At 41.9% G+C, this 25,019-nt stretch carries 25 protein-coding genes; 5 read left to right on the forward strand and 20 right to left on the reverse strand.

Translation table 11 applies throughout. The annotated features are described in order from the left end of the window. Positions 1–136 precede the first annotated feature (136 nt). From pcp to HED61_RS01165, 11 genes are all read right to left on the reverse strand, one after another. Positions 137–784: a pyroglutamyl-peptidase I gene (gene pcp, locus HED61_RS01115; protein WP_113850328.1), complete on the reverse strand. Its 648-nt coding sequence runs from the start codon at positions 782–784 to the stop codon at positions 137–139. A 30-nt stretch (positions 785–814) separates the two neighbouring features. Further along, on the reverse strand, positions 815–1,735 hold the full coding sequence (locus tag HED61_RS01120; RefSeq protein ID WP_003128573.1) for a DUF979 domain-containing protein: 921 nt from the start codon (positions 1,733–1,735) through the stop codon (positions 815–817). After that, positions 1,736–2,419, reverse strand: coding sequence for a DUF969 domain-containing protein (locus tag HED61_RS01125; RefSeq protein ID WP_103300327.1), 684 nt, complete (start codon positions 2,417–2,419; stop codon positions 1,736–1,738). Between the two features lie 339 nt (positions 2,420–2,758). Continuing rightward, entirely contained in the window at positions 2,759–3,823 is a 1,065-nt protein-coding gene (rlmN, locus tag HED61_RS01130; protein WP_005472777.1) for a 23S rRNA (adenine(2503)-C(2))-methyltransferase RlmN, read from the reverse strand. A 262-nt stretch (positions 3,824–4,085) separates the two neighbouring features. Next, positions 4,086–4,385, reverse strand: coding sequence for a hypothetical protein (locus tag HED61_RS01135; protein ID WP_081131396.1), 300 nt, complete (start codon positions 4,383–4,385; stop codon positions 4,086–4,088). After that, the gene (locus HED61_RS01140) at positions 4,382–4,753 is read right to left on the reverse strand and encodes a type II toxin-antitoxin system PemK/MazF family toxin (protein WP_003128565.1); all 372 of its coding nucleotides are present in this window, start codon (positions 4,751–4,753) and stop codon (positions 4,382–4,384) included. Before HED61_RS01140 ends, HED61_RS01135 begins: the two co-directional genes overlap by 4 nt. A 9-nt stretch (positions 4,754–4,762) precedes the next feature. Then, on the reverse strand, positions 4,763–5,884 hold the full coding sequence (gene alr / locus HED61_RS01145) for an alanine racemase (RefSeq protein WP_219645405.1): 1,122 nt from the start codon (positions 5,882–5,884) through the stop codon (positions 4,763–4,765). A 53-nt stretch (positions 5,885–5,937) separates the two neighbouring features. Beyond that, positions 5,938–6,294 carry a holo-ACP synthase gene (acpS, locus tag HED61_RS01150; RefSeq protein ID WP_003128562.1) on the reverse strand — a complete coding sequence of 119 codons (357 nt, stop codon included), beginning with the start codon at positions 6,292–6,294 and terminating at the stop codon, positions 5,938–5,940. Positions 6,295–6,647: 353 nt separating this feature from the next. Beyond that, positions 6,648–8,156: a degradosome RNA helicase CshA gene (gene cshA / locus HED61_RS01155; RefSeq protein WP_003128560.1), complete on the reverse strand. Its 1,509-nt coding sequence runs from the start codon at positions 8,154–8,156 to the stop codon at positions 6,648–6,650. A gap of 282 nt (positions 8,157–8,438) precedes the next feature. After that, positions 8,439–9,788 (reverse strand): UDP-N-acetylmuramoyl-tripeptide--D-alanyl-D-alanine ligase, encoded by a 1,350-nt coding sequence (locus HED61_RS01160; RefSeq protein WP_219645406.1) that lies wholly within the window; start codon positions 9,786–9,788, stop codon positions 8,439–8,441. Positions 9,789–9,874: 86 nt separating this feature from the next. Beyond that, on the reverse strand, positions 9,875–10,930 hold the full coding sequence (locus HED61_RS01165) for a D-alanine--D-alanine ligase (RefSeq protein WP_003128558.1): 1,056 nt from the start codon (positions 10,928–10,930) through the stop codon (positions 9,875–9,877). 180 nt (positions 10,931–11,110) lie between these two features. Here HED61_RS01165 and HED61_RS01170 point away from each other — a divergent pair, with 180 nt between their 5' ends. Further along, the gene (locus HED61_RS01170; RefSeq protein ID WP_081131398.1) at positions 11,111–12,844 is read left to right on the forward strand and encodes an ABC1 kinase family protein; all 1,734 of its coding nucleotides are present in this window, start codon (positions 11,111–11,113) and stop codon (positions 12,842–12,844) included. A gap of 27 nt (positions 12,845–12,871) precedes the next feature. Here HED61_RS01170 and HED61_RS01175 read toward each other — a convergent pair whose 3' ends face one another. The 6 genes from HED61_RS01175 to HED61_RS01200 form a co-directional block, all read right to left on the reverse strand. Further along, positions 12,872–13,324 carry a YaiI/YqxD family protein gene (locus HED61_RS01175; protein WP_003128555.1) on the reverse strand — a complete coding sequence of 151 codons (453 nt, stop codon included), beginning with the start codon at positions 13,322–13,324 and terminating at the stop codon, positions 12,872–12,874. 115 nt (positions 13,325–13,439) lie between these two features. Then, positions 13,440–14,105, reverse strand: coding sequence for an ABC transporter ATP-binding protein (locus HED61_RS01180; protein WP_003128554.1), 666 nt, complete (start codon positions 14,103–14,105; stop codon positions 13,440–13,442). 10 nt (positions 14,106–14,115) lie between these two features. Continuing rightward, complete coding sequence (locus HED61_RS01185; protein WP_219645407.1) at positions 14,116–15,612, reverse strand: ABC transporter permease; 1,497 nt, start codon at positions 15,610–15,612, stop codon at positions 14,116–14,118. A gap of 260 nt (positions 15,613–15,872) precedes the next feature. Beyond that, positions 15,873–17,702 carry a carbohydrate-binding domain-containing protein gene (locus tag HED61_RS01190; protein WP_103300319.1) on the reverse strand — a complete coding sequence of 610 codons (1,830 nt, stop codon included), beginning with the start codon at positions 17,700–17,702 and terminating at the stop codon, positions 15,873–15,875. Between the two features lie 12 nt (positions 17,703–17,714). Beyond that, positions 17,715–18,389 carry a DUF4956 domain-containing protein gene (locus HED61_RS01195; RefSeq protein ID WP_003128549.1) on the reverse strand — a complete coding sequence of 225 codons (675 nt, stop codon included), beginning with the start codon at positions 18,387–18,389 and terminating at the stop codon, positions 17,715–17,717. After that, positions 18,379–19,101 carry a polyphosphate polymerase domain-containing protein gene (locus tag HED61_RS01200; RefSeq protein WP_219645408.1) on the reverse strand — a complete coding sequence of 241 codons (723 nt, stop codon included), beginning with the start codon at positions 19,099–19,101 and terminating at the stop codon, positions 18,379–18,381. Before HED61_RS01200 ends, HED61_RS01195 begins: the two co-directional genes overlap by 11 nt. A 132-nt stretch (positions 19,102–19,233) precedes the next feature. On the opposite strand from HED61_RS01200, the gene HED61_RS01205 reads away from it, so the two are divergent. Genes HED61_RS01205 through HED61_RS01215 form a run of 3 tightly spaced genes read left to right on the forward strand, consistent with a single transcriptional unit; the run spans position 19,234 to position 21,695 of the window. Continuing rightward, complete coding sequence (locus HED61_RS01205; RefSeq protein WP_003128546.1) at positions 19,234–19,908, forward strand: response regulator transcription factor; 675 nt, start codon at positions 19,234–19,236, stop codon at positions 19,906–19,908. Positions 19,909–19,911: 3 nt separating this feature from the next. Then, positions 19,912–21,222 (forward strand): sensor histidine kinase, encoded by a 1,311-nt coding sequence (locus HED61_RS01210; RefSeq protein WP_219645409.1) that lies wholly within the window; start codon positions 19,912–19,914, stop codon positions 21,220–21,222. A 2-nt stretch (positions 21,223–21,224) separates the two neighbouring features. After that, positions 21,225–21,695, forward strand: coding sequence for a GNAT family N-acetyltransferase (locus HED61_RS01215; RefSeq protein WP_219645410.1), 471 nt, complete (start codon positions 21,225–21,227; stop codon positions 21,693–21,695). 270 nt (positions 21,696–21,965) lie between these two features. Here the strand turns inward: HED61_RS01215 and udk are convergent, their stop codons facing one another. The 3 genes from udk to HED61_RS01230 form a co-directional block, all read right to left on the reverse strand. Beyond that, positions 21,966–22,595: a uridine kinase gene (gene udk / locus HED61_RS01220; protein WP_003128539.1), complete on the reverse strand. Its 630-nt coding sequence runs from the start codon at positions 22,593–22,595 to the stop codon at positions 21,966–21,968. Positions 22,596–22,678: 83 nt separating this feature from the next. After that, positions 22,679–23,362 carry a YjjG family noncanonical pyrimidine nucleotidase gene (locus HED61_RS01225; protein ID WP_081131406.1) on the reverse strand — a complete coding sequence of 228 codons (684 nt, stop codon included), beginning with the start codon at positions 23,360–23,362 and terminating at the stop codon, positions 22,679–22,681. Between the two features lie 13 nt (positions 23,363–23,375). Beyond that, complete coding sequence (locus HED61_RS01230; protein WP_138371466.1) at positions 23,376–24,089, reverse strand: pseudouridine synthase; 714 nt, start codon at positions 24,087–24,089, stop codon at positions 23,376–23,378. A gap of 300 nt (positions 24,090–24,389) precedes the next feature. Between HED61_RS01230 and HED61_RS01235 the strand changes: the two genes are divergently transcribed. Then, a complete protein-coding gene (locus HED61_RS01235) occupies positions 24,390–25,004 on the forward strand; it encodes a 50S ribosomal protein L25/general stress protein Ctc (protein WP_003128535.1) in 615 nt (204 codons plus the stop codon). Positions 25,005–25,019 lie beyond the last annotated feature (15 nt).

Consider the following 25,019-nt stretch of genomic DNA (forward strand, 5'->3'; position numbering starts at 1 on the left):
TACTTGAAATAAATAAGACCAGACAACATCGGCCTATTCTCGCAAGCAACCTATCCTCTTACAAGTTATATTCCTAGTTGTCTGATCTATCTATCGTTAAATCAATTCGTTTTAATTGACAATCTGTTCGTGCCGCTTAATGAATGGCGCCTCCGATTGCTTTGATGTCTTCTTTTCCTTGATAATCGACAATTGCACCGATTGCCGCTTCCAATCCTTTCGCAATATCTTGTAAGCTCATAGCCGGTTGACCAGGCTTGTCAACAACTTGCTCCGGAATGAATGGGACATGAATGAAGCCTCCTTTAAGCGTTGGGTATTTTGTATCGATCATGTATTGTACTTGATACATGATGTGGTTGCAGACAAATGTACCGGCAGTATTTGAAACAACAGCAGGAATCCCGGCTTCTTTCATCGCAGCTACCATTGCTTTGATCGGCAACTGACTGAAATAAGCAGGTTGACCTTGAGGCTGGATGGCTTCATCTACTGGTTGATTGCCTTCGTTGTCTGGAATACGTGCATCATCGACATTGATCGCCACTCGCTCAGGTGAAATAGCAAAACGTCCGCCTGCTTGTCCAATATTCAAAACAACATCAGGTTGGATCTCTTCAATTTTAGCTTGTACGACTTCAGCTGATTTGCCGAAAACAGTAGGAATCTCTAATTTAACTATCTTTGCTCCGTTGATTTCTTCTGGTAATAATTTAACAGCTTCCAACGCTGGGTTGATTTCTTCTCCGCCAAATGGATCAAATCCTGTGACTAAACATTTCATATTGATCATCCTTTCTATTCCTTTTTACCACTAAAATGCCCAAAAGTACATCAATCCGATATGGATCACAATTAGCAGCACGGCAATCGGTGCTTGGGTTTTGATTACTGCATTCGAATTTTTCATCTCGAGTAATGCGACGGGTAATGCATTGAAATTGGCTGCCATCGGTGTCAACAATGTTCCGCAAAAACCGGCAGTCATCGCCAGTGCTCCTGCTACAACGGGATCTCCCCCTTGAGCGATTACGAATGGGACACCGATTCCGGCAGTAATGACAGTAAATGCCGCAAAGCCATTTCCCATGATCATTGTAAATAAAACCATGCCTAAACAATAGGCAATCACACCAATCAAACGATTGCCTTCGGGTACTACACCTGAAATACCATGGGAGATCACTTCTCCAACACCAGCAGCATTAAAAATCACGCCTAGAGCCGCTAGTAATTGTGGCAAGATACCAGCAGTACCGACTTGTTGGAACATACGATCGGAATCATCCAGCACTGTTTTTGGTTTAGCAGAGGTCAATACCATTGCTAAAATCAACGCCAAAACAGAAGCGATCCCGATCCCAACTTGTCCGCCTAAAGGTGTGTAGGAAATCGCAACTGCGATGACTGCTAGTGAGATACAAGGGATAAAAATCTTACTGCCGATTCTTTCGGCGGCTTGTTCTGCTTTTTGTTCATCGACATCCACGATTTTACCAATTCGAACTTGCTTGAAGAACGTCAATACGCCCATACAAATAATGATGATCCCATCAATGATGTAAGGAATAAAGTTTCCGAAAGCAAAAACGATACCAAGTAAAAGCCAAAATGTTGCTGTACCCAGTCGTGTTGGATGGGTCGCATCTTTAAAGACTCGAACAGCAGTCATGATTGACAAGAGACCGATCAAAATATAAAAGAATTCTAAAATATTATTGATGATTGCTTCCATTTACTTTTCCTCCTTTTCGCCATATTTTTTAGACAATTTGCGATCGAAAGCCAGATTTGAAAGGGTAGCAATGACTAAAACGATCAGCGCGATAGGGATTGAAGCCTGTGCAATTGCACTGGCGGCTACGTCATAACCCAATGATTTTAACGTTCCAGTGATCAATAAAACACCCGAAGCCGCCACAAACGTATTTTGGGCAAAAAAGTTCCCGTAGTTCTCATTAGCTGCCGCCCGAGCTTTGATTTTTTCCTGATCTGCTTCTTCTAGTTCGCCATACTTGTTCTCCGCTGCGGCTTGCGCCATTGGGTTTACGATTGGACGAATAAATTGCGTGTGTCCTTGGATCCGAATCGAGAAGAAACCTGCTAGTTCTCGAATAAACAAATACAAACTTAAAAACTTGCCTGGGGTCAATCCTTTGATTTTTTCAATCAAAACAACGGCCTGTTGTTTCAATCCAAAGCGTTCTGAGATTCCTACCATTGGTAGTGTGAGTAGGAATAAGGTCACGAGACGATTGTCTACAAATGCCTTTCCTAACATTGATAAGAAATCAGTAAAATCTATCCCCGAAACTAATGCGGTTGCTAATCCTGCGATCAAAACAACGGCGATCGTGTCGAGTTTCAGCAAAAAGCCGACAAGAATTACCAAAATACCAATCAATTTGATCCATTCCATGGAATCATCCTTTCATCATGTATGTTATTTTTATTTCTATCAATTCTTATAGTATAGACGATTTTTCAAGCCATGAGTATCGGAATTTTGAAAAAATCTAGAGAAACCGCTTTCCTTTGTTGTTATCCAAAACAGTTCTTTTCTGAAATAAAAAAATCAGCAAAAGCAGGAATCGCACCCGTCTTTGTCTTAGATCTGGCCTTTTTCAGCGGTCTGTCAACAAAGAGTGCCGTTCACCTACTTTTCTGATTTTGAAAAAACGGTCTTCTGTACCGTTTTTTGATAAAAGTCTGTTCAATGAGCGACTTTCCCGCCTTCATGGTCAGACTTGATTTGTTTCTAGGCAGTGACTTGCTTTTTCATCTGTTTGCTGCGCAACTGACCGCAAGCTGCATCGATATCCGTCCCATGTTCTTTACGAATCACACAATTGATACCATTTTTCTTCAAGATGTCATAAAATGCTAAAACATCTTCTTTCTTACTGCGAGCATACTGATCATGTTCACTGACAGGGTTGTAAGGAATCAAGTTCACATAAGAAAGCTTGCGTTTATTCTTGAGCAATTCGACCAATTGCCGCGCATGCTCTGGTCGATCATTGACATGATCCAGCATGATGTATTCAAACGTGATTCGCCGATTGGTTTTTTCCAAATAGTAGTCAATAGCTTCCATTAGTTTTTCAATCGGGAAACTGCGGTTGATCCGCATCATCGAAGTTCGTACTTCATTATTTGGAGCATGGAGTGAAATCGCAAGGTTCACTTGTAAGCCATTTTCAGCAAACTCTTTGATTTTATGAGCTAAACCACTGGTTGAAACAGTGATATGGCGCGCACCAATCGCTAGCCCTTTCGGATCATTGATAATCTGCAGAAACTGCATGACATTCTCGTAATTGTCAAAAGGCTCGCCGATTCCCATCACCACCACATGGGAGACACGTTCTCCAGCATTCAATTCATCGAAATAATGTTGCACCAGCATGATCTGAGCGACAATTTCTCCAGCAGTTAGGTCTCGTTGTTTTTTTAGCAGACCGCTCGCACAAAATGTACAGCCGATATTACAGCCGACTTGTGTCGTCACACAGACTGACATACCATATTCCTGACGCATTAAGACGGTCTCAATCATATGATTATCGGGTAACTGGAACAAATATTTGACTGTGCCGTCGCTGGCTTCTTGTAAGACGATTTGTTTCAAAGGATTGATCACAAACGATTCATTTAACTTAGTTACCAATGATTTAGGCAAATTGGTCATTTCTTCAAATGTCGCTACTCGTTTCTCATATAACCATTCCCACACTTGATTCGTGCGGAATTTCTTTTCTTCTTGCTCAGTCATCCACAAAGATAAGGACTCTTTGGTTAATCCATAAATTGAAGGTTTCACATTACTTCCTCTTTTCAAAATAGTCGCTACATACTATAACTGAATTTTGCGTATAAAGCAACTCATCTCCGAGGCTTGTTGAAAGCAGAACTACGAATGCAACACTCTGATCTCAGAATATAAAAAAAGATAAAAGACTGAACGATCTTGTTCTAGACACTGGGCTCTTTTTCCTAATTTATCGTTTCTGCTAAAATTTTCCCTGCTAATGCAAAAAACTTTCCTCACGTATCACATATAGTGATGGAAAGTTTTTTTGTATTCACGTATTGAATTCAATGACTTTGCCATCTTTCGCGACTAATTCGCCACGTTGCGGTGGGCTTGTGTGCAGGTAAAGCTGCAATGGCATCTCCAATGTCAATGTCTTTTCTCCTTGCTGAAAGACACCATAGTAACTTGCTTTTTCCTGATCTTCATATGTATGGCTCAATAAATAATACCCTTTTTCAACGTCTTCTTGTTTCTTTTTAGTTTCTCGTAAAAAGCGCCGCAAGTGTTGATAAGTATAAAATAAAAATAGTATCAGTGTTGCCGCTAATAACAAATACCCTAGCATCATGAATGAATCGACGACGTGGAATAAGCCGTCTCGACTCCCACGCTGATCATTAATGCCGCATCGACTTCACACATGATTGATTCATCTAGATGACAAACCTTCTCCTTTAGTCGACTTTTGTCGATTGTCCGAATCTGCTCCATCAAGATCACTGAATCTTTACCGATCCCTGTACAAGTCGCTGAGATCCCAATATGGGTCGGCAGTTTTGGCTTAGCCATTTTAGCCGTGATCGCGGCAATGATCACCGTTGGACTAAAATGATTGCCTAAATCATTTTGAATCACTAATACTGGCCGAATCCCTCCTTGCTCCGATCCAACGACCGGTGACAGATCGGCAAAATAAATGTCTCCCCTTTTTACCATAGGACCACCCTAACTTTTATATTCTCGCGGCACCCTTGCAGAAAGCGTGCATGCCACTTCATAATGAATCGTCTCTAATTGTTCCGCTACTTTTTGCATAGTGATGCACTGTCCGTTATCTTCGCCGATCAATGTGACTTTTGTTCCCGCAGGAAATGACCGGGGTAAACGGATCATCAGCTGATCCATACATACACGACCAACGATTTCACAATACTCACCAGCTACCAATAAAGAAAATCCTTGCATTTTTCGCAACCAGCCGTCCGCATAACCAATCGGTACCGTACCGATCCATTCTGCTTGCGGCGTGATATATGTTTCACCATAGCCAATTCCGGCTCCTTTTTCAAGTAATTTCACTTGGACCAATTCAGAAACAAGAGACAAGGCTGGTTTCAATGGATATGTTTCTGGCAATGCCGTTCCTGAAGGATTCAATCCATACATCGCAATGCCATAGCGAACCATGTTCCCTACGGCTTCTGCATGCCACAAAGCAGTAGCACTATTGCCGGCATGGACATACCTTGGCAATTCAGGCAGACATGCCAATGCGGTTTGAAACCGTTGATTTTGTTCTTGCCAATACGTATCATCTGCTTGATCGGCTGTCGCAAAATGGGTGAAAATCCCTTCCCATGTGAACAAAGACTGCTCTTGGAGCCATTTGACAGCCGAGAGTAACTCTTCATTAGAAATAAAGCCAATTCGCCCCATTCCTGTATCAACTTTCAAATGGACCTTCAGCGGATTGGTGACAGGATTTTTTTGCAAGAAAGCAGCCGCTTCTTGCAACCACTCGTTCGTGCTTACTGGAAATGAAAGATTGTAGTAGCTCAGCAACCCGATATCTGACACAGAAACGATCCCCAACACCAATATTGGTTCACTGAATCCAGCTTCCCGCAACTCGATACCTTCATCGACTGTCGCAACACAAAAACCGGAAGCGCCCCCTTCTAGAGCTGCTGTTGCTGTCTCAATAGCCCCATGTCCGTAGCCATTTGCTTTGACCACAGCAAATAAATCCGTTGCCTTTGGCAAACGCGCCACTTCATTTTCAACATTTTCTTTGATTGCCTCTAAATTTATAATGGCTTTCGTTGGTCTATGGATTGAAACGACCATTCCACTTTCCTTCTTTCTCTAGTGATTCCCTTAACGAATCGCTATCTCTGGCATTATTCATTCTCCAACAAGATTTGCGCAAAGGCAGTCTCATTGGTATGAGTGATACTGACAAACGTCTGATGTAGAGGGTGAGGTGCCTTTGTAACAACGGGCGCTCCAGCCTCGTTGGTCAGAACTTCGATATCTTGAAAAGACAATTTCCCAATTCCTGTTCCCCAAGCTTTCGAAAAAGCTTCTTTACAAGCATACCGTCCCCCAAGAAATTCAATCTGCCTTTTTTTTGGCAGCTTGAAAAACAGTTCAGATTCCTTCTCAGTTAAAATACGCTGAATAAATTGCGGTTTGTTTTCAATCAATTCTTTGATGCGGGCTAATTCTACTGCATCGATCCCGATACCTTTGATCATTTTCTATCCTTTTCTGTTCAGCAAGAACCTTTATTCCATGACTGTTCATTACGATTTTATATCTATCTATTAAATACATCAGCTGCATTTATTTTAGTTTCATTCTACCAAAAAAAAAGGGAATTACCACTCAAAACTAAAGGGTTTAATGGATGGTTAAGAAATTTTTGAGAGGCTCGTTCTCCAGTTTTCCTTGACTATACCGTCTTTTCTCAAAAAGGGCAAAAAAAATATCCGAACAATGATCGATCACGCCAAGTGGCCTCTTGGTCAGTGGCACACATTGGCAGGTTGATCGAAAAAAGTTCAGATAATTTTGTGTCGAAAAAGGTGCTGAAAGCGACCTCTAAGGACTAGTCTTGATTGTTGCGGATAACGAAGCCGCGTTTTTTGTCATTGCTGCGACGGTTATTTTTGCGAGCGCCGTCTTTGCTGTAATTTCCTCGAGCTTTGCCGCTGCGGTTGCCGCCGTTGTCTTTACGGTTACGGTTGTTGCTGTTGTTGCTGCGACGACCATTTTTATTGAAAGATTTCTTTCCTTGCGGTAATGGTCTTTCTGGTGTGATCTTCACAGGGACAAGATCAGATGGATCTTTCGCGATTGTTTTAAGAAGCAAAGCAGCCAAGTCTTGTGCTGAGTAGCGTTCCAATAAATCATCTGCAGCTTGGAGGTATTTATCCAACCCGTTTTCATCCATTTTCACTTCTACTTGTTCAATTGCTGCACCTAATTGCCCCTTAAAAGCTTCTTTTTCGGTTGGTGGACGCATTGGTGACATCCGTTTTTTAGTTAGATTTTCAATAACATGCAAATAACTCATTTCGTTTGGTGTAACGAAAGTTACGGAGATTCCGCCTTTACCTGCACGGCCCGTCCGTCCGATACGGTGAACATAACTCTCTGGATCTTGAGGAATATCATAGTTGTAGACGTGAGTCACACCAGAAATATCTAATCCTCGAGCTGCAACGTCTGTAGCAACCAAAATATCTAAATGACCGCTCTTGAATGATCGTAATACGCTCATTCGTTTTTGTTGAGACAAGTCTCCATGGATCCCTTCCGCTTTGTAGCCTCGAGCTTCTAGTCCTCGTGCCAATTCATCGACACGACGTTTTGTCCGACCAAAAACGATCGTCAACTCAGGTGTTTGTACATCCAACAAACGAGTCATAATATCGAATTTTTCATAGTCTTTTGAACGAACATAATATTGATCGATCAAATCAGCCGTCATTTCTTTCGCCTTGATTTGAACATGTTCAGGGTTTTTCATGAATTTTACGCCAATGCTCTTGATTGCAGGAGGCATTGTTGCTGAAAATAGTAAGGTTTGACGTTCTTCAGGTACTTGGCTGATGATCTTCTCGATATCTTCCAAGAAGCCCATGTTCAACATTTCGTCTGCTTCATCCAAAACAAGTGTTTCCACTGTACCAAGTTTCAATGTGTGGCGGTTGATATGGTCTAACATACGTCCTGGTGTACCGACAACGATATGGGGACGATCTTTTAGTTGACGGATTTGACGACCAATATCCGCACCACCGTAAACCGCTTGAACCCGGATTTTTTTGTCTTTTCCTAAACGATATAGTTCTTCTTGGGTTTGGATCGCTAATTCCCGAGTAGGTGCAATCACTAATCCTTGTAGTTGGTGATTTGCTGGGTCGATTTTTTCCAACATTGGCAAGCCGAATGCTGCTGTTTTTCCGGTACCGGTCTGTGCTTGACCGATGACATCTCTTCCTTGCAACGCAAGGGGAATTGTTGCTTCTTGGATTGGTGTTGCTTCTTCAAAGCCGGCACGCTCAACAGAAGTCAATAATTCGTTTGATAATTCTAGATCTTTAAATTTCAAATGGATCCTCCTAATTTGGTCATCATCATGATGCCTGTTTTCTTTAATCGAAGCGTACTTTCTTCAGAAACACAAGAGCAGTCCCATCTCTTATCTTTCTCTTGTTACCGAAAAACCGCTTCACGAAGGCATTATAAAAGGCTAAAACAAATCTTTCTGTCTCAGCCATCATTTTATCTCAAAACGTCAATGTTTATTTACAGTAATCATTCTGTGCTTCATCTTTCGGCATTAAATAAGTATAGCACAGAATGAAAATTTCAGCAAGATTTCACGCTTACTTTACATTGCTGTTAGAGAATCAATTACCTCAACCAGGCCCATTCCGTTGCTCCCCTTTAAAACAATGCTATCCGTAGGCTGCAGTTCTTTTTGTAGTTGTGTGATCAGCGCCGCTTTTTCCTCTTTGCTAAAGAAATGGACTCGATCGGCTAAGCGACTTTGATCCAATGCACGTTTCAACGCTTGCATCTCACTACCGTACAAAAAGATCAAATCGAACCTTTCATCTAAATGATCCGCCATCCCGGCATGCATCTTCGCTGAATCAGGACCTAACTCCAACATGTCTGCTAGCACAGCGATCCGTCTGCCAGTCAGAGGCAATTTTCTGAAACTGTCTAAGACTAATCCCATCGCTGTTGGGTTTGCATTATAGACATCGCTTAAAATAGCGGCGCCATTCGCAGCTTTCAACCATTGTGTACGATTCTTTGTCAGTTGAAAATCAGCCAATCCTGCTTTGATTTTTTCTTCTTCAATCCCCAAATAACGGCCGATGCCAATCGCGATCAAGGCATTCTTTACATTGTAGCCGCCGATCACTGGAATCGTATAGACTTGATCCGCTACCGTAAAAGCTGTTTGTTCTTGGGTTTCTTCTTGGATCGTTCCTTTAAGATTGCCTTCACCCAAACCAAAGGTTTCTACCTGCTGAGTCAACTCTGCAAGGTAGGGGGTCAATAAAGGCTCGTCTGCTGGTATCATGAAAAATCCTGCTGGGTCTAAGCCGGCAGTGATTTCCATCTTGGCTTTCGCGATTCCTTCACGAGAACCAAGATTCTCAATATGGGCTTCACCGATCAATGTGATCGCTGCAACATCTGGCTGAGCCAAGTGTGACAAGGCCTCGATTTCCCCCGCATGATCCATCCCCATCTCCAATACAAGAACTTCTGTATCCGCTGGGGCATGCAGAATCGTTAGTGGCAAACCAATTTCATTATTGTGATTTCCTTGTGTTTTGTAGGTTTTGAACTGCTGTGCCACCACCGCATCTACCATATCTTTTGTAGTAGTCTTACCATTGCTACCTGTAATAGCAATTACTTTTGGCGCCAGTTTTTCTTTATAGAATTTTGCCAGCTTTTGAAAGGCAGCTAGGGTGTCTGATACTTCGATGATCATTAGTCCTTCTGGCGGCTGGATTGTCGGATGGCTCCAAAAAGCAGCGATTGCTCCTTTTTCTTGTGCTTGTTGAGCAAACTCATGGCCATCTCTCGTTCCGGCCAACGGCACAAACAAACTATCGGTAGTGACCAAGCGGCTGTCAAATTCTACACTGCTGATCATTGTCTGATCGGCACATTCTACGCCAAATAAAGCGGCAACTTCTTTTATCGATAGATTCATCTTATTTATCTCCTTAAGTTAAAAACAGGGAAGATCATGGTCCTTTCAAGCTTCACCTTGAGTTGAACTGATTTCCCTGTTTGTGATTATTCGACATCGGTTAAAAAGGCTTGACGCTGTTTAAAACGGTTGACTCCTAATTGAATCAATTCCTCAATCAAATCACCATATGGCAGACCGGTTTTTTCCCACAACAGCGGGTACATACTAAACTCGGTAAAACCAGGCATCGTGTTCAATTCATTCAGGAATAATTCGTTTTTGTTCGTCAAGAAAAAGTCGCAGCGGCTGAGGCCGCTTCCTCCAAGCATCGTATAAGCCTTTTTGGCAAACTCTTGCGCTTTCGCTTGTGTCTCCTCAGGAATTTGAGCTGGGATCTGCATCTCAATCTTATTGTCAAGATACTTCGAATTGTAATCATAAAAAGCTACATCTTTAACGATCTCGCCGGGCATTGTTGTACGCACATCTTCATTTCCAAGAACAGCGACTTCGATTTCGCGAGCTTCGATCCCTTGTTCTACGATCGCTCGTGTATCATAACGGTAGGCTTCTTGAAGTGCATTTTGCAATTCTTCCCGATTTTCAGCTTTTGTGATCCCAACACTTGAACCCATATTGGCAGGTTTGATAAACATTGGATACAAAAGACTACCTTCACATTGTTCAAATACTTTTTTAGGATTTTCTTTCCAATAGTTTTTAAGAACGGGTACATAAGGAACTTGCGGAATCCCCGCCGCCTGCAAGATATATTTGGTCATAATCTTATCCATGCCACAGGCACTAGTTAAAACCCCTGCGCCTACATAAGGCATGCCGATGGTCTCTAGAAAACCTTGGATCGTTCCATCTTCTCCATTTGGTCCGTGGAGCAGCGGAAAAACAATCGCATCCTCTTCCTTGATCTCACCAGGTTGGATCGGCGTCCCTTGGTAAGCCGAATCCGTCAGATTCAACACTTCTTTGGATGTAGGGGCTTCAGTCAATAAAGAGCCTTTTAGCCACTGGCCATCTCTCGTGATCATTACTAATTGTACTTGGTAGTAATTATAATATACAGCATTGACTACTGAAAAAGCGGATAGAAGCGATACATCATGCTCTGCACTGCGTCCGCCATATAATAAAATAATTTTCAAAAGAAATTCCTCCTGTATTCATTGTTTCTACCAAAACTAATTCTTCCACATTTTAGCACAAAAACAAAGCTGCGACATTATTTCTTGCCGATTTTAACAACTGAAATCATCCGTAGTTGAATGTTTCTTGATTTCTTCGTACTATTAGACTAGCGAAACTTAAAGAATAGAGGTGCCCGTATGGAACAGGAATCACCATCTAAGAAAAAAAGACTCAGACAGATCGTTCAAGTGTTTCTCAAATACAAAGTGATTCAAAATTTAAGTAAGCAGCAAGATCCCCTCGCTGTACGCAAAGCCTTTGAAGAATTAGGACCCACCTTCATTAAAATCGGACAAATGCTTTCCGTCCGTAGCGACTTATTATCTGACGCTTTTATCAATGAATTCAAACACTTGCAAGACAATGTCAAAAGCGATCCTTTTCCGCAAGTCCAAGCGCTGTTAGAAGCAGAATGGGAACAACCTCTGACAGCCATTTTTACAACTTTGCAAGAAAAGCCCTTAGCTTCGGCATCTATCGGTCAAGCTCACCGTGGGACTCTAAAAGATGGCAAAGAAGTTGTTGTCAAAGTACAGCATCCCGGCATTATTTCCGCTATCCAAGTAGATCTCGATTTGTTTGAAAAAGCGATTCCTTTGATTCGCTATATTCCAGAAACGAATGTGGTGGATCTTAAAAGCGTTCTGCATGAAGTTCGACGCTCATTGGATAATGAAACAAACTTTCTGCAAGAAACGAAAAATGCGCAAGAGTTTTATCACTTCAATCACCACTGGCAGCAGATCGAGATTCCTAAAGTCTATCCTCAGTGGTGTACACGTAAAGTCATCGTCATGGACTATATGGAAGGAGAAAACCTAAACTGTTTGCTTGCTCGAAAAAACAATGAACAATTTTTTCCCAACCGGACAGTAAAAGAAATCAAGAAAGAGGTCGGTACCCTGCTGGTAGAGAACTTTATGAAGCAAGTCTTTGAAGACGGCTTTTTCCATGCAGACCCTCATCCTGGAAATCTCTTCTTGCAACCACTGGACCCCGATCAGCAAACAGCTCCTTTCCATGTAAAAAAGAAAGTTGGTGTTTTAGGCGGTGTTGATTACTCCTTAAAATGGCAGGATGAGGAGACACTGCCGCCTTATCGCTTGATCTTTTTAGATTTCGGAATGATGGGACATCTGGACCAGACCCTTCGCAGTCGGCTGGCAGATGCCTTGATCGCATTGTACACTCAAGATACCCAACAAGTTGGTAGAGCTGTCCTACGCCTTTGCCGTCGGGAAAGAAACTTCGATGAAGTGGATTTCTATCAAGATCTTCAGTCTTTTGTTGAAAATTATTACAACATGCCGATCAAAGATATTGATTTGCAAAAAGTATTAGCTGAAGTCATCACTATCTGTCATGACAATCATCTGCAGATGCACCGTGACATCACGCTGCTGATTAAAGCTTTCGGAACGCTTGAAGGAGTAATCGAGGCACTTGACCCTCAATTATCGATGATGGAAGTGACACAGCCATTTGCTCAGAAATACTTTTTGCAGCAGCTGGATCTTGAAGAAGAAATGAAAAAAAGTTTGTTAGCCAGTGCCAAAAGTCTCCGAGCACTCAGTCGACTCCCTGATCGAACATTAGCTGCTGTCAACACACTAGCTACTGGCAAGCATCGTCTGAATATTGAGATCCGCCATCAAAAACAGCTGCTGGACCGTTTTGATCAAATGATCAATCGGCTAGTGATTGGCATTATCTTAGCAGCAGTGATTTTAGGTTCCTCTCTTTTAGTCGTTGCAAGTCCCCAACAGGGCGGCTTTGTTCATCAAATGGGTATCTTTGGCTATTGTATAGCCTTTGTGGCCATCGTCACCGTTGCCGGAAAATATTTTTATGATCGTTTTCGAAAAAAATAAACGATCCAGCAGTCTCCTCAATGATGGTTACTGCTGGATCGTTTTTTTAATTTCTTGCTCTAGAACTTGTTTGAATTGTTGACGATCCTCTTTCGTGAATGGTTTCGGTCCTTTGGTCCGCTTGCCGGCTTTACGCATTTGTGTTCCTAAATACCGTTGCCCTAATAAAAAGTCGATAGTCTCTGGCAAATATTCTGTGCCGTTATGATGAAAAACACGGGCTTTTTTTGGTAATACAAGTGAAGCTAAGCCATAATCTTGTGTGACTAAAAAATCGCCCGGTTGAATTTCTTTAACAATCTCATAGTCGGCTCGATCGGCCCCCTTATCCACATAGACAAAATGAACAAAATCAGGATATTCTTTGGCCGTATAGTGATCGACACTAGTGACGATCACTACTGGCAATGCAAACTGCGCACCTAATTCAATGACTTCGTTTTTTACTGGGGAACCATCCCCATCGATCAGTAATCGCATCGTCTCGCCCCCTTCCTTTTATTGTAGAAGTTTCTGCTGCAAGATGCAAGACAAGGCTGCATCCTCTCTGATGAGAAAATACAGCCTTGAGTTTAGTCTTTCAGTAACAAGTTTATTAGGAGTCCCGCATGACAAATTGACGCTCTTTTAGTTCATAAACAACATCACAGACTTTCGCTACTTCTTGTTCATGGGTCACTAAGATGATACATTTCTTTTGTTCATGGGCAATTTCTTGAAACAGTTGAACGATATCTTTTGAGGTCGTTTCATCTAAATTACCGGTGGGCTCATCTGCCACGATCAACTCATGTTCACAGCATATAGCCCGGACGATGGCCACTCGTTGTTGCTGTCCACCGGAAAGCTGGGTAACTTTCTTCATAGCTAATTCTTCAGTTATCCCAACTTTAGCCAGGTTTGCCAAAGCATATGCCTTTTTATCTGTTTGTTGTGACTTGGCAATCGCCATTGCGGTAGTCACATTATCCAGTGCCGACATATAGGGCAACAAATTATAAGCTTGAAAGACGATAGAAACATCTTTACGACGGTATTCTCGCAATCCAATTTTGTTCAACGGTTCGTTATCGTAATAAATATTCCCTTCTTTTGGTGTGTCCAACCCCGTGATCAATGAGAGAAAGGTCGTTTTACCAGAACCGCTGGAACCAAGGATCGCGTACATTTTTCCAGAATCAAAGGTCAAATCTACTTCTCGAAAAAGGGCTTCAGATTCTGTTTGGTACCAATAACCTAATTTTTCTGTTTGTAACGTCATGCTATCCCTCCTAGGAAACCAATATTTTTTTTGGATTGAGGCGCAAAATTCCAGCTGAAGATAATAGAATGGACCCAAAGCTGATCCCTACACCTAACAATGCCAATAAGCCGATTTCTTGGAATGAAACCGTAATAGCTAACTCTTGTACTTCTGCCGAGGGTGTAAAAGCGGATAGCCCGCTTCTGCCATTAGGACCGCCGTTGCCCATACTTGGCATTCCTTCCGGACCATTCATCCCTGCGTCCGCTTGTTCCGTTGTCGTTTGTTGAGCCAACAGCTGCTCGCCCACGATATTCCCTACAACATTGCCACTAGTTGCAGCGATTCCCAATGCAAAGAACATACAGATAGCAATCTCAGTAAAAAACTGTAAAATGACTTTTATTCGCGATTCGCCTAAAGATAACAGAACGCCGATCTCATATTTGCGTTCTCTGATCGACAACATTACGATCAATGTCAATATGATGACACCGGCAACCGCAACTAGCACAATTATATTTTTGGCAAAACTTGCAACATTATTCAATGGTGTCAACATCGACTGATACATTTGATCATTCGTTTGGATACTGTAGGTATCGGTATCAATCAGTTTTTCAGCTTGAGCAACGAAACTGTCCATTTCTGAAGGATCACTCAACGTATAAGTCGCCGAATCTAACGTATCCTCATTACCCGCCAATGTATTAACGAGAGTATAGGATGCAAACAATGTATTGGCTGGGTTCAAAAAATTGAACATTTGGCTCATACTGTTCACAACTTCACTGGTTTCATAGATCCCTTTGATCGTTACTTCGACTTCATTGTCTTCACTATCAGAAATAACAAATTTGTCGCCAACTGAAAGCCCATTTGCTTCTGCTAATTCTGATTCGATCAAGACATGATTCGTCCCTTCATCTCCTGCAGTGATGGCTTCACCATCGGTAATTTTCGCGGTGCCTTCTGAAAAACTTGTATAGTTCGTACTTTCGGAAACACCAGTGATTTGAAAATCGCCGCTGCTCATTCTGCCTTCTTGCATATTAGGCATCCCACTTGGCTGGCCATTCGTTGCTCTAGATGAATCCTCCGTAGATTCTGTCGCTGTACTTTCGTCATCCTCACTTGAAATAGCTTCAATGCCACTGACAGCATCGGCTGATGTACTCGCTTCAAAGCTATAGGATGCTACCCCACTTAACGCTGCAATTGCTTGAGCATCACTAAGATTTACCGGTGTATTCTGGAAACTGCCTGGATCGGGCGGTGTCGACTCCCCCTCTGAAGTATCTGAAGAAGCTGTTTGGCTGTTTTGTCGAAGAGACTCCCGATTGGCTTGCAGCGTCACCGTCGCTCCCACGCTTTTTTGTGCGTTTTCGGTTGCGACTAAAGCAGCACTGCGGATTGTCAATCCTGCTAAAACAAAAATCAAAATTGCCGAAAAAACAGCAATCAGCAGCAAACTTCGACCTTTCTTTGCCCACAAACTTTGTAAGCCGCGTTTCATAAAATTCATCTCATATCCTCCTCTACTAAACGTAGCTTGACTATATGTTTACTAGCTTAAGTACACCTTAAAATAGGCATGGTCTATCCACGATATCTTTAGACACTGTCTGCTTCAATCTCGGAAATGGAGGGCTAGAATATCCTTTCAGAATGTTACACTTTAATGGCTTTTCACCAATCATGTATAGCAAAAATAAACTAAGTTGTAGCGGTCATCGTTCGTAGTATTCTTTCTTTGGTTCCTCCAACGAGGGCTACTAGAATTGATCAGCGTCCAAATCCGCCCATTTGGTTTGTCGTGGCAGTTGCGCCAGATTGGGTCAAATTTGAAAGGGTATCTGTTAAAGATAATGTGCCTAATTCAGAAGCATCCTTCACACTTCCTCCTTGATAAAGACCATAAACAGAAGTTTCACTATTGCTGCCGCCACTAAGTAGTGTATAGTCTGCTGATTGTAAATCTGGACTTGAAATCACCACATGTTGAAAATCCTTACTAGGTGCATAGGATAATAACGTATTGCCCTCAGTATCTTGCAAGGTGATCAACGTGTCTGCTGCCTGAGATTGATCGAAAGTAATCGCCACTGATCGTTGTGTTCCGCCACTCACATTCATTGCCATATCAGTGGTTCCTGCAGCGACGAGGGTCCCACCTGTAATTTCAAAGGTTCCATTATAATCTAAAGCGCCATTCCCGCCTTGCGTCGGTCCATTGACAATCACGATTCCACCGCTCATTGTGACATTGCCATTGCTGTCCAATCCATCTCCTTCAGCATCAATTGACAAGGTTCCACCTGTGATGACAACTTCTTTGCTATCGTCTGCTTGATCGCCACCGCCTGGTCCTCCTCCAAAACTATCTTGTCCAAATTGTCCGCTATCCGTCGTGTCGCTGCCGCCGCCGGCATTTACCCCATCATCGCTTGCTAGCACTTGAATATCTCCACCAGCAATGGTGATGACGCTTGCTTCTAAGCCTTCATAGGATTTGTTGACAGTAATCGTCCCATCATTAATGGTTAAACCATTGTCTGCATGAATGCCATCATCTCCAGTCGCTGCTGAAATCTCCCCGCCATTGATGGTGACTGAATCATTGGCGTGGATACTATCATCCGCACTATCGATAGTATAGGAACCACTTGCTAGTAGGATGGATCCACCTGCTTTCATTCCTTTATAACTTTCATCAGCGACGACCGATTGACTATCTGCACCATCAGCTGTCTTAACGGTCATTTCTGCTGATTGAATACTAAGATTTGTCTCAGCTTGGATACCATCCCGACCACTTTGGATCGTAAATATACCACCATCAATCCCAATATAGCCTTTTGTAGCATCTTCGGTATTGTTGGCTTGGATACCATCTCCTTCAGAAGTCGTCAGAGTATAATTCCCATCTCGAATCGACACCGAATCTTTTCCTTTGATCGCATTGTTTTTTGCTGTGATTTCATAGGTGCCGCTTGCCAAGACTAAATCGTCTTTGCTGCGGATGCCGTTGCTATAATTGCCTTCAATGACCAATTTCCCTTCTCCATTGATCGACAAATCGTCTTTGCTATAAAAAGCAGCATCCGGTTCGGTTTCTCCTTCTGCAAAGGTATAACTCGTTCCATCCGTTAACGTATTTGTTGTATCCGCAGCTAATGTCGTAATGACTTTCTCTGCCTGCTCGATAACAACTGCTGAACTGTTAGCATTCGTGATACTTACTCCAGCAAAGATCAAATGAACTTTGGCTTCTTTGTCGACGTTGATTTTCAACTGACCATCTGTCAAAGAACCGCTGACCATATATGTCCCTGCCGAAGTAATCGTTACTGTTTGATCATCAACTGTAAATCCTTCTCCAGCTTCCGTTTGTGCACCCGCCAGTTTTATCGCTATGGCTGAAGATGACTCATAAGAAGCATCCAAATCCTCTTCTTCATACTTTCCATAATAATCTGTATCTTCCAAAGAAGTAGATCCATTCGTAACCGTTGCTTCCGAAGTTCCAGTGGCAGAACTTGAAGAATTTGTTTCAGATTGCTGCGCACAAGCTACCAGTAATAGTGCCAAAAACAATGGGTAGATTTTTTTCATTGGTCTTCCTCCTTATAATTCATCACGATTAGCCGCAACTTTACCGAGTACAACAGGTAAATTGCCATTACGCGTCCGTACATCATCGATCAAAGCCTTTTCTTGTGTTTGATCCTTCAATACTAAGTGATAGCGTAACTCGTAGAGACTACCCATGGTTGTTGTGCGTACCGAATCCAACTTGGCTGTATGAGTAAATTTCTCAAAAATGTCATCAAACAGTTGGGGATAATCTAAGTCTTCTGGAATAGTTATTTTCAATTCCCGTTCGCTCGTCTTACGTCGTTCGCCAAAGGGTACGGTATACAGCATCAATAAAAAGGCAGCTACCACGAATGAAAAAACCACCACATAACCGACATAACCCATACCGGTGGCTAAGCCGATCCCCATGGACCAAAACACACTGGTGATTTCGCGAGAACCTCCTGGAACGGAACGGAAGCGGATCAAGCTGAATGCGCCCAAAATCGCTACCCCAGTTCCTAAATTCCCATTGACCAGCATAATCACTGATTGTACTAGAACCGGCAGTACTGCCAACGTAATGACAAAATTTTTTGTATAAACATTCTTTACCATATGCACTCCGGCAACTAAGAGACCCAGAATCAGTGAGGCACTAATACAAATAATCAAGCCATCCCATTCAAGAGTAGCGGTATCACTTAACAAACTAGATAACATTCTGAATATCCTCCTTTTTAAACAAATGACGTTGGTAGGTTTGAGCATACTTGGAAAAACTAGCTTTGCGCACACCATACTGATTCAATTGTTCAACAAACCAAAGGGGATAGGCCCCCATTGCTTTAACTTCCATCAACACACCAATCTCTGGCGCTATCAATTGTCCATAACTCCCTTCAGACAATGTCAGATTGTTTTCCCGATAACGAATGTTTTGATCAAAGGTCACTCTAAATTCACTGTCTTCTGATGCAAAAAGCGAAAGGCGGTCATAGGCAATCAAAACGCGCGGACTTAAGTCATGGTTTTGTTTAAATAGCCAACGAATTTCGGCGGCAATTTGAAGTGGTTGAATAGTGGTAGGAAATTCCCCGCTTCGTATCCATGATTGATAATCTGAATAGCTTAGAGAAACACGCCGCTTATATACAATGCCATTGACTTTCTTCTTGATTTCTAGGAACACCAAACTGTCCTGAGATGGAACACCATAACTCCGGATGCGAAATTTCTCTTTATACTTTGGCTTATCCATCGAATGACGGATGAAACGAAAATCATCCGTGTCATAGTAAAGAGATAGAATCGTGTGTTGGCCATATTCATCAATCTTCATCCTCTGCTGCAACGCACCCAGAAACGGCTGAAACTGCTCAGACGATAAAAGATACTTGGTTTCTTTTCGTTGAAATACCTTTTTTAATTTCATGGTATTTTCCTCCTTTGATTGCTATAGTCCCTATTTAAGACGCTGAAACTTAAAGACAGCTTAAGCAAAAATCACTTTTTTAAGTTTTTTTTATGTTACTCATGCTATGCTTATAATGAAAGAGGTGACAGAATGATCAAGTTATTACTGATCGAAGACGACAGAACGTTATCAGAAAATATTAAAGAAATCGTTGCAGAAATTGGTGAAATCAGCCAAGCTTTTGATGGGAGTGAAGGTCTGTATGAAGCCCAAAGTGGGATTTATGATTTGATCATTCTAGATTTGATGCTTCCAGAAATGAATGGCTATGAAGTATTGGCAAAATTACGACAGCACACTGTTCAGACACCAGTCTTGATCTTAACCGCCAAAGATGGATTAGAGGATAAGGTCGCTGGCTTTCAAAAGGGCGCCGATGACTATTTGACAAAACCTTTTTATCGGGAAGAATTATTGATGCGTTGCAAAGCCTTGTTAAAACGTTCATTGGGTTTATTTAATGAAAACCAAGTGGTCTATAAAGGATTGACCTGCAATCTCTCTACTAATGAGGTAACGATTGACGAAAAGCTATTACCTATCCAAGGAAAAGAATTTGCATTACTCGTTTATTTTTTGCAAAACCGAGGCATTATTTTGACGAAAGAACAAATTTTTGACCGTATTTGGGGATTTGATTCAGAAACAACGATCACAGTAGTCGAGGTCTACATCAGCAATTTACGCAAACATCTTCGGGATACTGGTATTGATAAAGAGATCCGGACACTGCGCAATGTAGGCTATATTATGCAAGGAGATTAGCGAATGAACAAAGAACTCTCCAAGAAACAGCGACTTAAATTGTTCTTGATCAATATCAGCGCTTTTGCATTGATCTTTACATTGCTCGGAATCATTGTACTAGAATTATTTGATCAATCTGCATATCAAGAAACCGATATTGCCCTTGAACAAGCCGTCCAAGATACACGTCTGGTCCAAGCAGAGATCAACAACGCCAATCAAAACGAAGCCATTGCCTTACCGCCAAATACAGCAATGCCAAAGATTCCTGGAACCAATCGTTTCAACACCCAATTTATTCTTTGGTCAGAAGACGGTACGATAGTAAACAAACAATCATTAGGCGGACGTTTCTCTCAGCTAGCTTCACTCAAATTAGATACGGAACATTTAAATACGATTCAATCACTGACCGTAAGCGATCAAAATGAAGCGGAGACTTTGCTGTTTCACTCGATCACGGTTGCCGCGCCTACGAACCAATCAGGGGTAGCCTATGTTCAAGTGTTGGCCAATACCAACCAAATCAATAATGCAATGAACAACTTTCAAACAATTTTGATTTTATCGATGATTTTCTTTTGGATCTTGTCAATCGGTATCAGCTACTACCTTTCTTCATTGACAATGCGGCCGATCCTCGCTTCGTGGAAAAAACAGCAAGAATTTGTCGAAAATGCTTCTCATGAATTACGGACGCCTTTGACGATCATCCAAAACAGTTTAGAGCGCACCTTCACTAAGCCCAATCATACGATCATTGAGGAATCAGAAAGTATTGCTCAAGCATTAGCAGAGACCCGGAGGTTGACTGGATTGACAGCGGATTTATTGACGATTGCCCGCAGCGATTCCAACCAGCAGATGTTAGCCAAGGAAACCATTGCCATCGCTCCTTTCATTCAAGAACTGGCAAAACCGTTTCAAGAGATTGCCAAAATGAATAATAAACAATTTGTCTTGGAAAACCTAGCTACGACAACTGCTGTCTTCGACCCAAAAAAAATACATCAAGTATTAGTAATTTTATTGGATAATGCCCTGAAATATACAAGTCAAGGAGATAAGCTCACACTGCTGTCAGAAATTTCCAACAAGTATTGGCTGCTCGAAGTTAGAAACACAGGTCCATCTATTAGCGATGAAGACAAGAAACATATTTTTGAACGCTTTTATCGGGAAGATCGCTCCCGTTCAAAAGAAACCGGCGGCTATGGTCTCGGTTTGGCCATCGCCAAACAAATCGTGGAGGAACACAAAGGGCAAATCAGTGTACGTGATCTACAACCTAAAGGCGTTATTTTTCAAATCCGTTTGCCAAAGGAGGGATAAAAATGAAAGTCATTCATTTAAGAGAACATCCTGAATATTTACAGGAAGCGATCGCTTATTTTCAATCAAAATGGGCGAGTCCCGCATCCATGAAAGTGTATGAAGATAGCTTGACCCACAGTTTTGCTGATACCGATCTACCGCAATGGGTCCTACTCGTGGATAACCAAGCCGCTGCTGTCCCCTCGATCATTGGCTGTGGTGGACTGATCACGAATGATTTTATCAGCCGAATGGATTTGATGCCTTGGCTGTGCGCCCTCTATGTCGATCCTCACTATCGCAGACAAGGTGGTGCTCAGCTTTTGATCAATACTATCAAGCAATCTGCCGCTACTGCTGGTTTCTCGACCCTTTATTTATGTACAGATCTTGTTTCGTTTTATGAAAAATTTGGTTTTGAGCTGATGGGTACAGGCTATCATCCTTGGGGAGAAGAATCGATGATCTATCGCTATCCCCTACAGAAATAGACAAAAAAACAGCCTTGAACACGAATGTTCAAAGCTGTTTTTTATTCACAGTACTATTACTAGTAGAATACCCTATCTCCACAAAAGGAATATTCCGACACCCTGCATCCGGCAGGTGGATCGCTCCTTGTGCCTCTGTTATCAATCTGGTCAGTCAAAGCTAGACCATCTCGACTCGTCGCATGAGGTATACTTTACCATAATTGATAAAGAAAAACTACTGCTTTATCAAAAAAATTCTTTAATAAGTGTTTTCGAAAGAAAAGATGCTCAGCTTTCGGTTAAGAATGTTGCAACTTTCGTTGTGATCAAATCAATCGCTACGTGGTTCTCGCCGCCTTCTGGAACGATGACATCTGCATAGCGCTTCGTAGGTTCGATAAATTGATGATACATAGGCTTGACTACTGTCAAATATTGTTCAATAACGGAATCCAGCGTTCGTCCGCGTTCTTCCATATCTCGTTTGATCCGACGAATGATTCGAATATCATCATCCGTATCTACATACAGTTTGATATCCATCAAGTCTCGCAAACGTTCGTCTTCCAAAATCAAGATTCCTTCAAGGATGATCACTTCTTTTGGTTCCTGAATGATCGTTGCTTCACTGCGAGTATGTGCCACATAATCATAGACCGGTTTTTCGATCGTTTCGTAGGCAAGGAGTTTCTGCAGATGTTCGATCAATAGATCGGTATCAAAGGCAAACGGATGATCATAGTTTGTGTTCAACCGTTCTTCAAAGCTCAAGTTGCTTTGATCTTTATAATAAGAGTCTTGTTCAAGCATCATAATGGAATGATTGGGAAAGTGATTGAAAATCGCTCGGCTCACACTTGTTTTTCCACTACCAGAACCACCAGTCACACCAATAATAATGGGCTTGCCATTCGTCATTCAATTAACCTCTTTCGTCTCTAAAATTTACACTGTTTCTATTATAGCGAAATTCTGAAAAATTACTATTCATTTCTAAGAAATCAGTCTTTTAATAACGATGGCAATTGATCCAACGACTGGATCTCATAGGTTGGGAGAACTGTTGAAGCCGCTTTTTTGTTAGGATTCAGCCAGATTGTATCGATCCCTGACAAGTGTCCGCCCAAAATATCTGAAGACAATGAGTCACCAATAATGACTGTTTTTTGTTGTTCAAAATTAGGAATCCGGTCAAAAACATAGGTGAAGAATTCTTTCATTGGTTTTTGATAACCTGTATCTTCTGATACAAAGATATCCCGAAAATAAGGCATCAACTTAGCATCTGACAACCGGCGGTATTGGGTTTTAGAGACACCATTAGTCACAACATATAAATCAAACTTGTCAGCCAATTCGGCCAACACTAGCTGACTATTGCCTAATAATTTATGCCCTTGATCCAAGTAAGAGCGATAGTGTTTTTCCATCGCTTCACTGTCGACGATTCGCCCATACTTTTTAAAAAATAAGCCAAATCGTTCATTGACTACTTGGTCTCTAGACAGCTTCCCTTGTTCAAATTGTTGCCACAGTCCGTGATTAACCGCTTGATAAGTCTGTTTCATTTCGAGATCCATCGTCAGACCTTGTTCCGCAAAAAGAGCTGTCAGCGCTTCATGTTCAGTATCTTGGAAATCAAGAATCGTATCATCGACATCAAATAACAGTGTTTTATAAGTCATAGTCTCCTCTTTCTCAGCGAAAATAATTCGCTAGGCTTTCTAATTCAAATTGGGTGAGATTCCGGTATTCTCCGGACAATAGATCCCCTAGTTCCAAAGGACCAATTGCAACTCTTTTTAGGGCAATCACTTTTTTCCCTCTTGCTAAAAACATCTTCTTCACTTGATGGAACTTCCCTTCAGCAATCTCTAGATGAACAAAGGACCGCCTACCTGAAGTCATCTCTATGGTCAATTTGGCAGGCTGACAAACGACACCTCCATGAAAAACGATGCCTTGAGCAAAAGCAGCCACATCTTCCGCTGTTACCGGACCATTGACAATAACATCGTATCGTTTCGGCACTTTCTTGTTTGGGTGCAATAATTCATAGCCTAACTGCCCATTCGTCGTCAACAATACCAATCCTTCTGTATCGCGATCCAAACGTCCCACTGCATAAAGTGTCGCCTGTCGGTCTTCTGGCTGTAAAAGATCAATGACTGTGGGGTGCTGGTGATCTTTATTTGCTGTCACCACCCCCGCTGGCTTATTGAGTAAGTAATACACATCTCTTGTTTGCAGCAGTACCCCAGCAACCTTGATTTCATGCAATCGACTGTCGACATTTCGAGATGGGTTCCGTTCGATTTGCTGATCCACCAAGACTTTCCCTTGTTGAAAAAGACGTTTCATTTCTTTGCGAGAGGTCGCTAACCGCTCTTCTATCAGTTTGTCTAAACGCATTGTTTTCTCTCCATCTTGGCTATTATAGCTCAGATTTAATTGCTTGCAAATCCTCGACTCATCATTTCATTTGACTTTCTTCGACTTTCCACGTAAGGTTAAAGAGTAAAGTAAATAAAGTTTCTCATACACAGCGTTACGACCTGGTGGAGAAAAGTTGAACCAAAACTTTCTGGGGCAGTTGTGTAAACAACTGCCCTTTTGCGTGTTTTTACTCACGTACCACTTAATGTGCAGAGTTAACAAAATTTGCTTAAAAACATCCCGTTTTTTTCGGGAAATTTTAGGAGGAATTGAGTTATGTCAGTATCATTAGAAGTTACGAAAAGAGAAGTTCGCCCCCGTTCATTACGGAACAAATTGCGTCACGAAGGAAAAGTACCTGCTATCGTGAATGGTTATCAAGTAGACAGTACTCCGATTGCAGTCAATGCAGCGGAATTAGAAAGACTGCTACGTGAAAATGGTTTGAATACCGTAATCACTATGAACTTAGAAGGCAAGAAAGTAAATACACTGATCAAAGAATTTCAATCAGACACGTTCACTCGTGCATTGACCCATGTTGAATTCATCTCAGTCGATATGAATGAAGAAACTGAGGTAGAAGCTGAATTGACCTTAGTTGGTGATGCAGCAGGGGTGAAAGCCGGCGGCGTATTGACACAAAACTTATACAGTGTCGTTGTATCCGCAACACCAGATAAATTACCTGAACGTATTGAAGTTGATGTCACTGGACTTGAAATTGGTGACGCGTTGACTGTAGGCGATTTAGAGAAAAATGATGATTATACGATCGTCACAGAAGCCGAAGAACAAATCGTTGCTGTTGCTGAAGCACAAGAACTTTCAGAAGATGACGAAAACGGTGAAGCAGCAGAACCAGCTGTTATTGGTGAAGATCAAGAATAATTTTTGCTACAAGTA

Source organism: Enterococcus gallinarum, assembly GCF_021496385.1.
In the GTDB taxonomy this organism is placed as follows: Bacteria; Bacillota; Bacilli; order Lactobacillales; family Enterococcaceae; genus Enterococcus_D; species Enterococcus_D gallinarum.

Coding starts and splice junctions, on each gene's coding strand:
- HED61_RS01190 (WP_103300319.1), bottom strand. CDS start 17,702: ATGAAAAAAATCTACCCATTGTTTTTGGCACTATTACTGGTAGCTTGT.
- HED61_RS01160 (WP_219645406.1), bottom strand. CDS start 9,788: ATGAATCTATCGATAAAAGAAGTTGCCGCTTTATTTGGCGTAGAATGT.
- HED61_RS01175 (WP_003128555.1), bottom strand. CDS start 13,324: ATGCGATTACTGATCGATGGGGATGGTTCCCCAGTAAAAAACGAAGTC.
- HED61_RS01210 (WP_219645409.1), top strand. CDS start 19,912: ATGAACAAAGAACTCTCCAAGAAACAGCGACTTAAATTGTTCTTGATC.
- acpS (WP_003128562.1), bottom strand. CDS start 6,294: ATGATCAAAGGTATCGGGATCGATGCAGTAGAATTAGCCCGCATCAAA.
- HED61_RS01235 (WP_003128535.1), top strand. CDS start 24,390: ATGTCAGTATCATTAGAAGTTACGAAAAGAGAAGTTCGCCCCCGTTCA.
- udk (WP_003128539.1), bottom strand. CDS start 22,595: ATGACGAATGGCAAGCCCATTATTATTGGTGTGACTGGTGGTTCTGGT.
- HED61_RS01215 (WP_219645410.1), top strand. CDS start 21,225: ATGAAAGTCATTCATTTAAGAGAACATCCTGAATATTTACAGGAAGCG.
- HED61_RS01180 (WP_003128554.1), bottom strand. CDS start 14,105: ATGACGTTACAAACAGAAAAATTAGGTTATTGGTACCAAACAGAATCT.
- pcp (WP_113850328.1), bottom strand. CDS start 784: ATGAAATGTTTAGTCACAGGATTTGATCCATTTGGCGGAGAAGAAATC.
- HED61_RS01140 (WP_003128565.1), bottom strand. CDS start 4,753: ATGGTAAAAAGGGGAGACATTTATTTTGCCGATCTGTCACCGGTCGTT.
- HED61_RS01195 (WP_003128549.1), bottom strand. CDS start 18,389: ATGTTATCTAGTTTGTTAAGTGATACCGCTACTCTTGAATGGGATGGC.
- HED61_RS01230 (WP_138371466.1), bottom strand. CDS start 24,089: ATGCGTTTAGACAAACTGATAGAAGAGCGGTTAGCGACCTCTCGCAAA.
- HED61_RS01125 (WP_103300327.1), bottom strand. CDS start 2,419: ATGGAATGGATCAAATTGATTGGTATTTTGGTAATTCTTGTCGGCTTT.
- HED61_RS01205 (WP_003128546.1), top strand. CDS start 19,234: ATGATCAAGTTATTACTGATCGAAGACGACAGAACGTTATCAGAAAAT.
- HED61_RS01120 (WP_003128573.1), bottom strand. CDS start 1,735: ATGGAAGCAATCATCAATAATATTTTAGAATTCTTTTATATTTTGATC.
- HED61_RS01200 (WP_219645408.1), bottom strand. CDS start 19,101: ATGAAATTAAAAAAGGTATTTCAACGAAAAGAAACCAAGTATCTTTTA.
- HED61_RS01225 (WP_081131406.1), bottom strand. CDS start 23,362: ATGACTTATAAAACACTGTTATTTGATGTCGATGATACGATTCTTGAT.
- HED61_RS01185 (WP_219645407.1), bottom strand. CDS start 15,612: ATGAATTTTATGAAACGCGGCTTACAAAGTTTGTGGGCAAAGAAAGGT.
- HED61_RS01170 (WP_081131398.1), top strand. CDS start 11,111: ATGGAACAGGAATCACCATCTAAGAAAAAAAGACTCAGACAGATCGTT.
- alr (WP_219645405.1), bottom strand. CDS start 5,884: ATGGTCGTTTCAATCCATAGACCAACGAAAGCCATTATAAATTTAGAG.
- HED61_RS01135 (WP_081131396.1), bottom strand. CDS start 4,385: ATGATGCTAGGGTATTTGTTATTAGCGGCAACACTGATACTATTTTTA.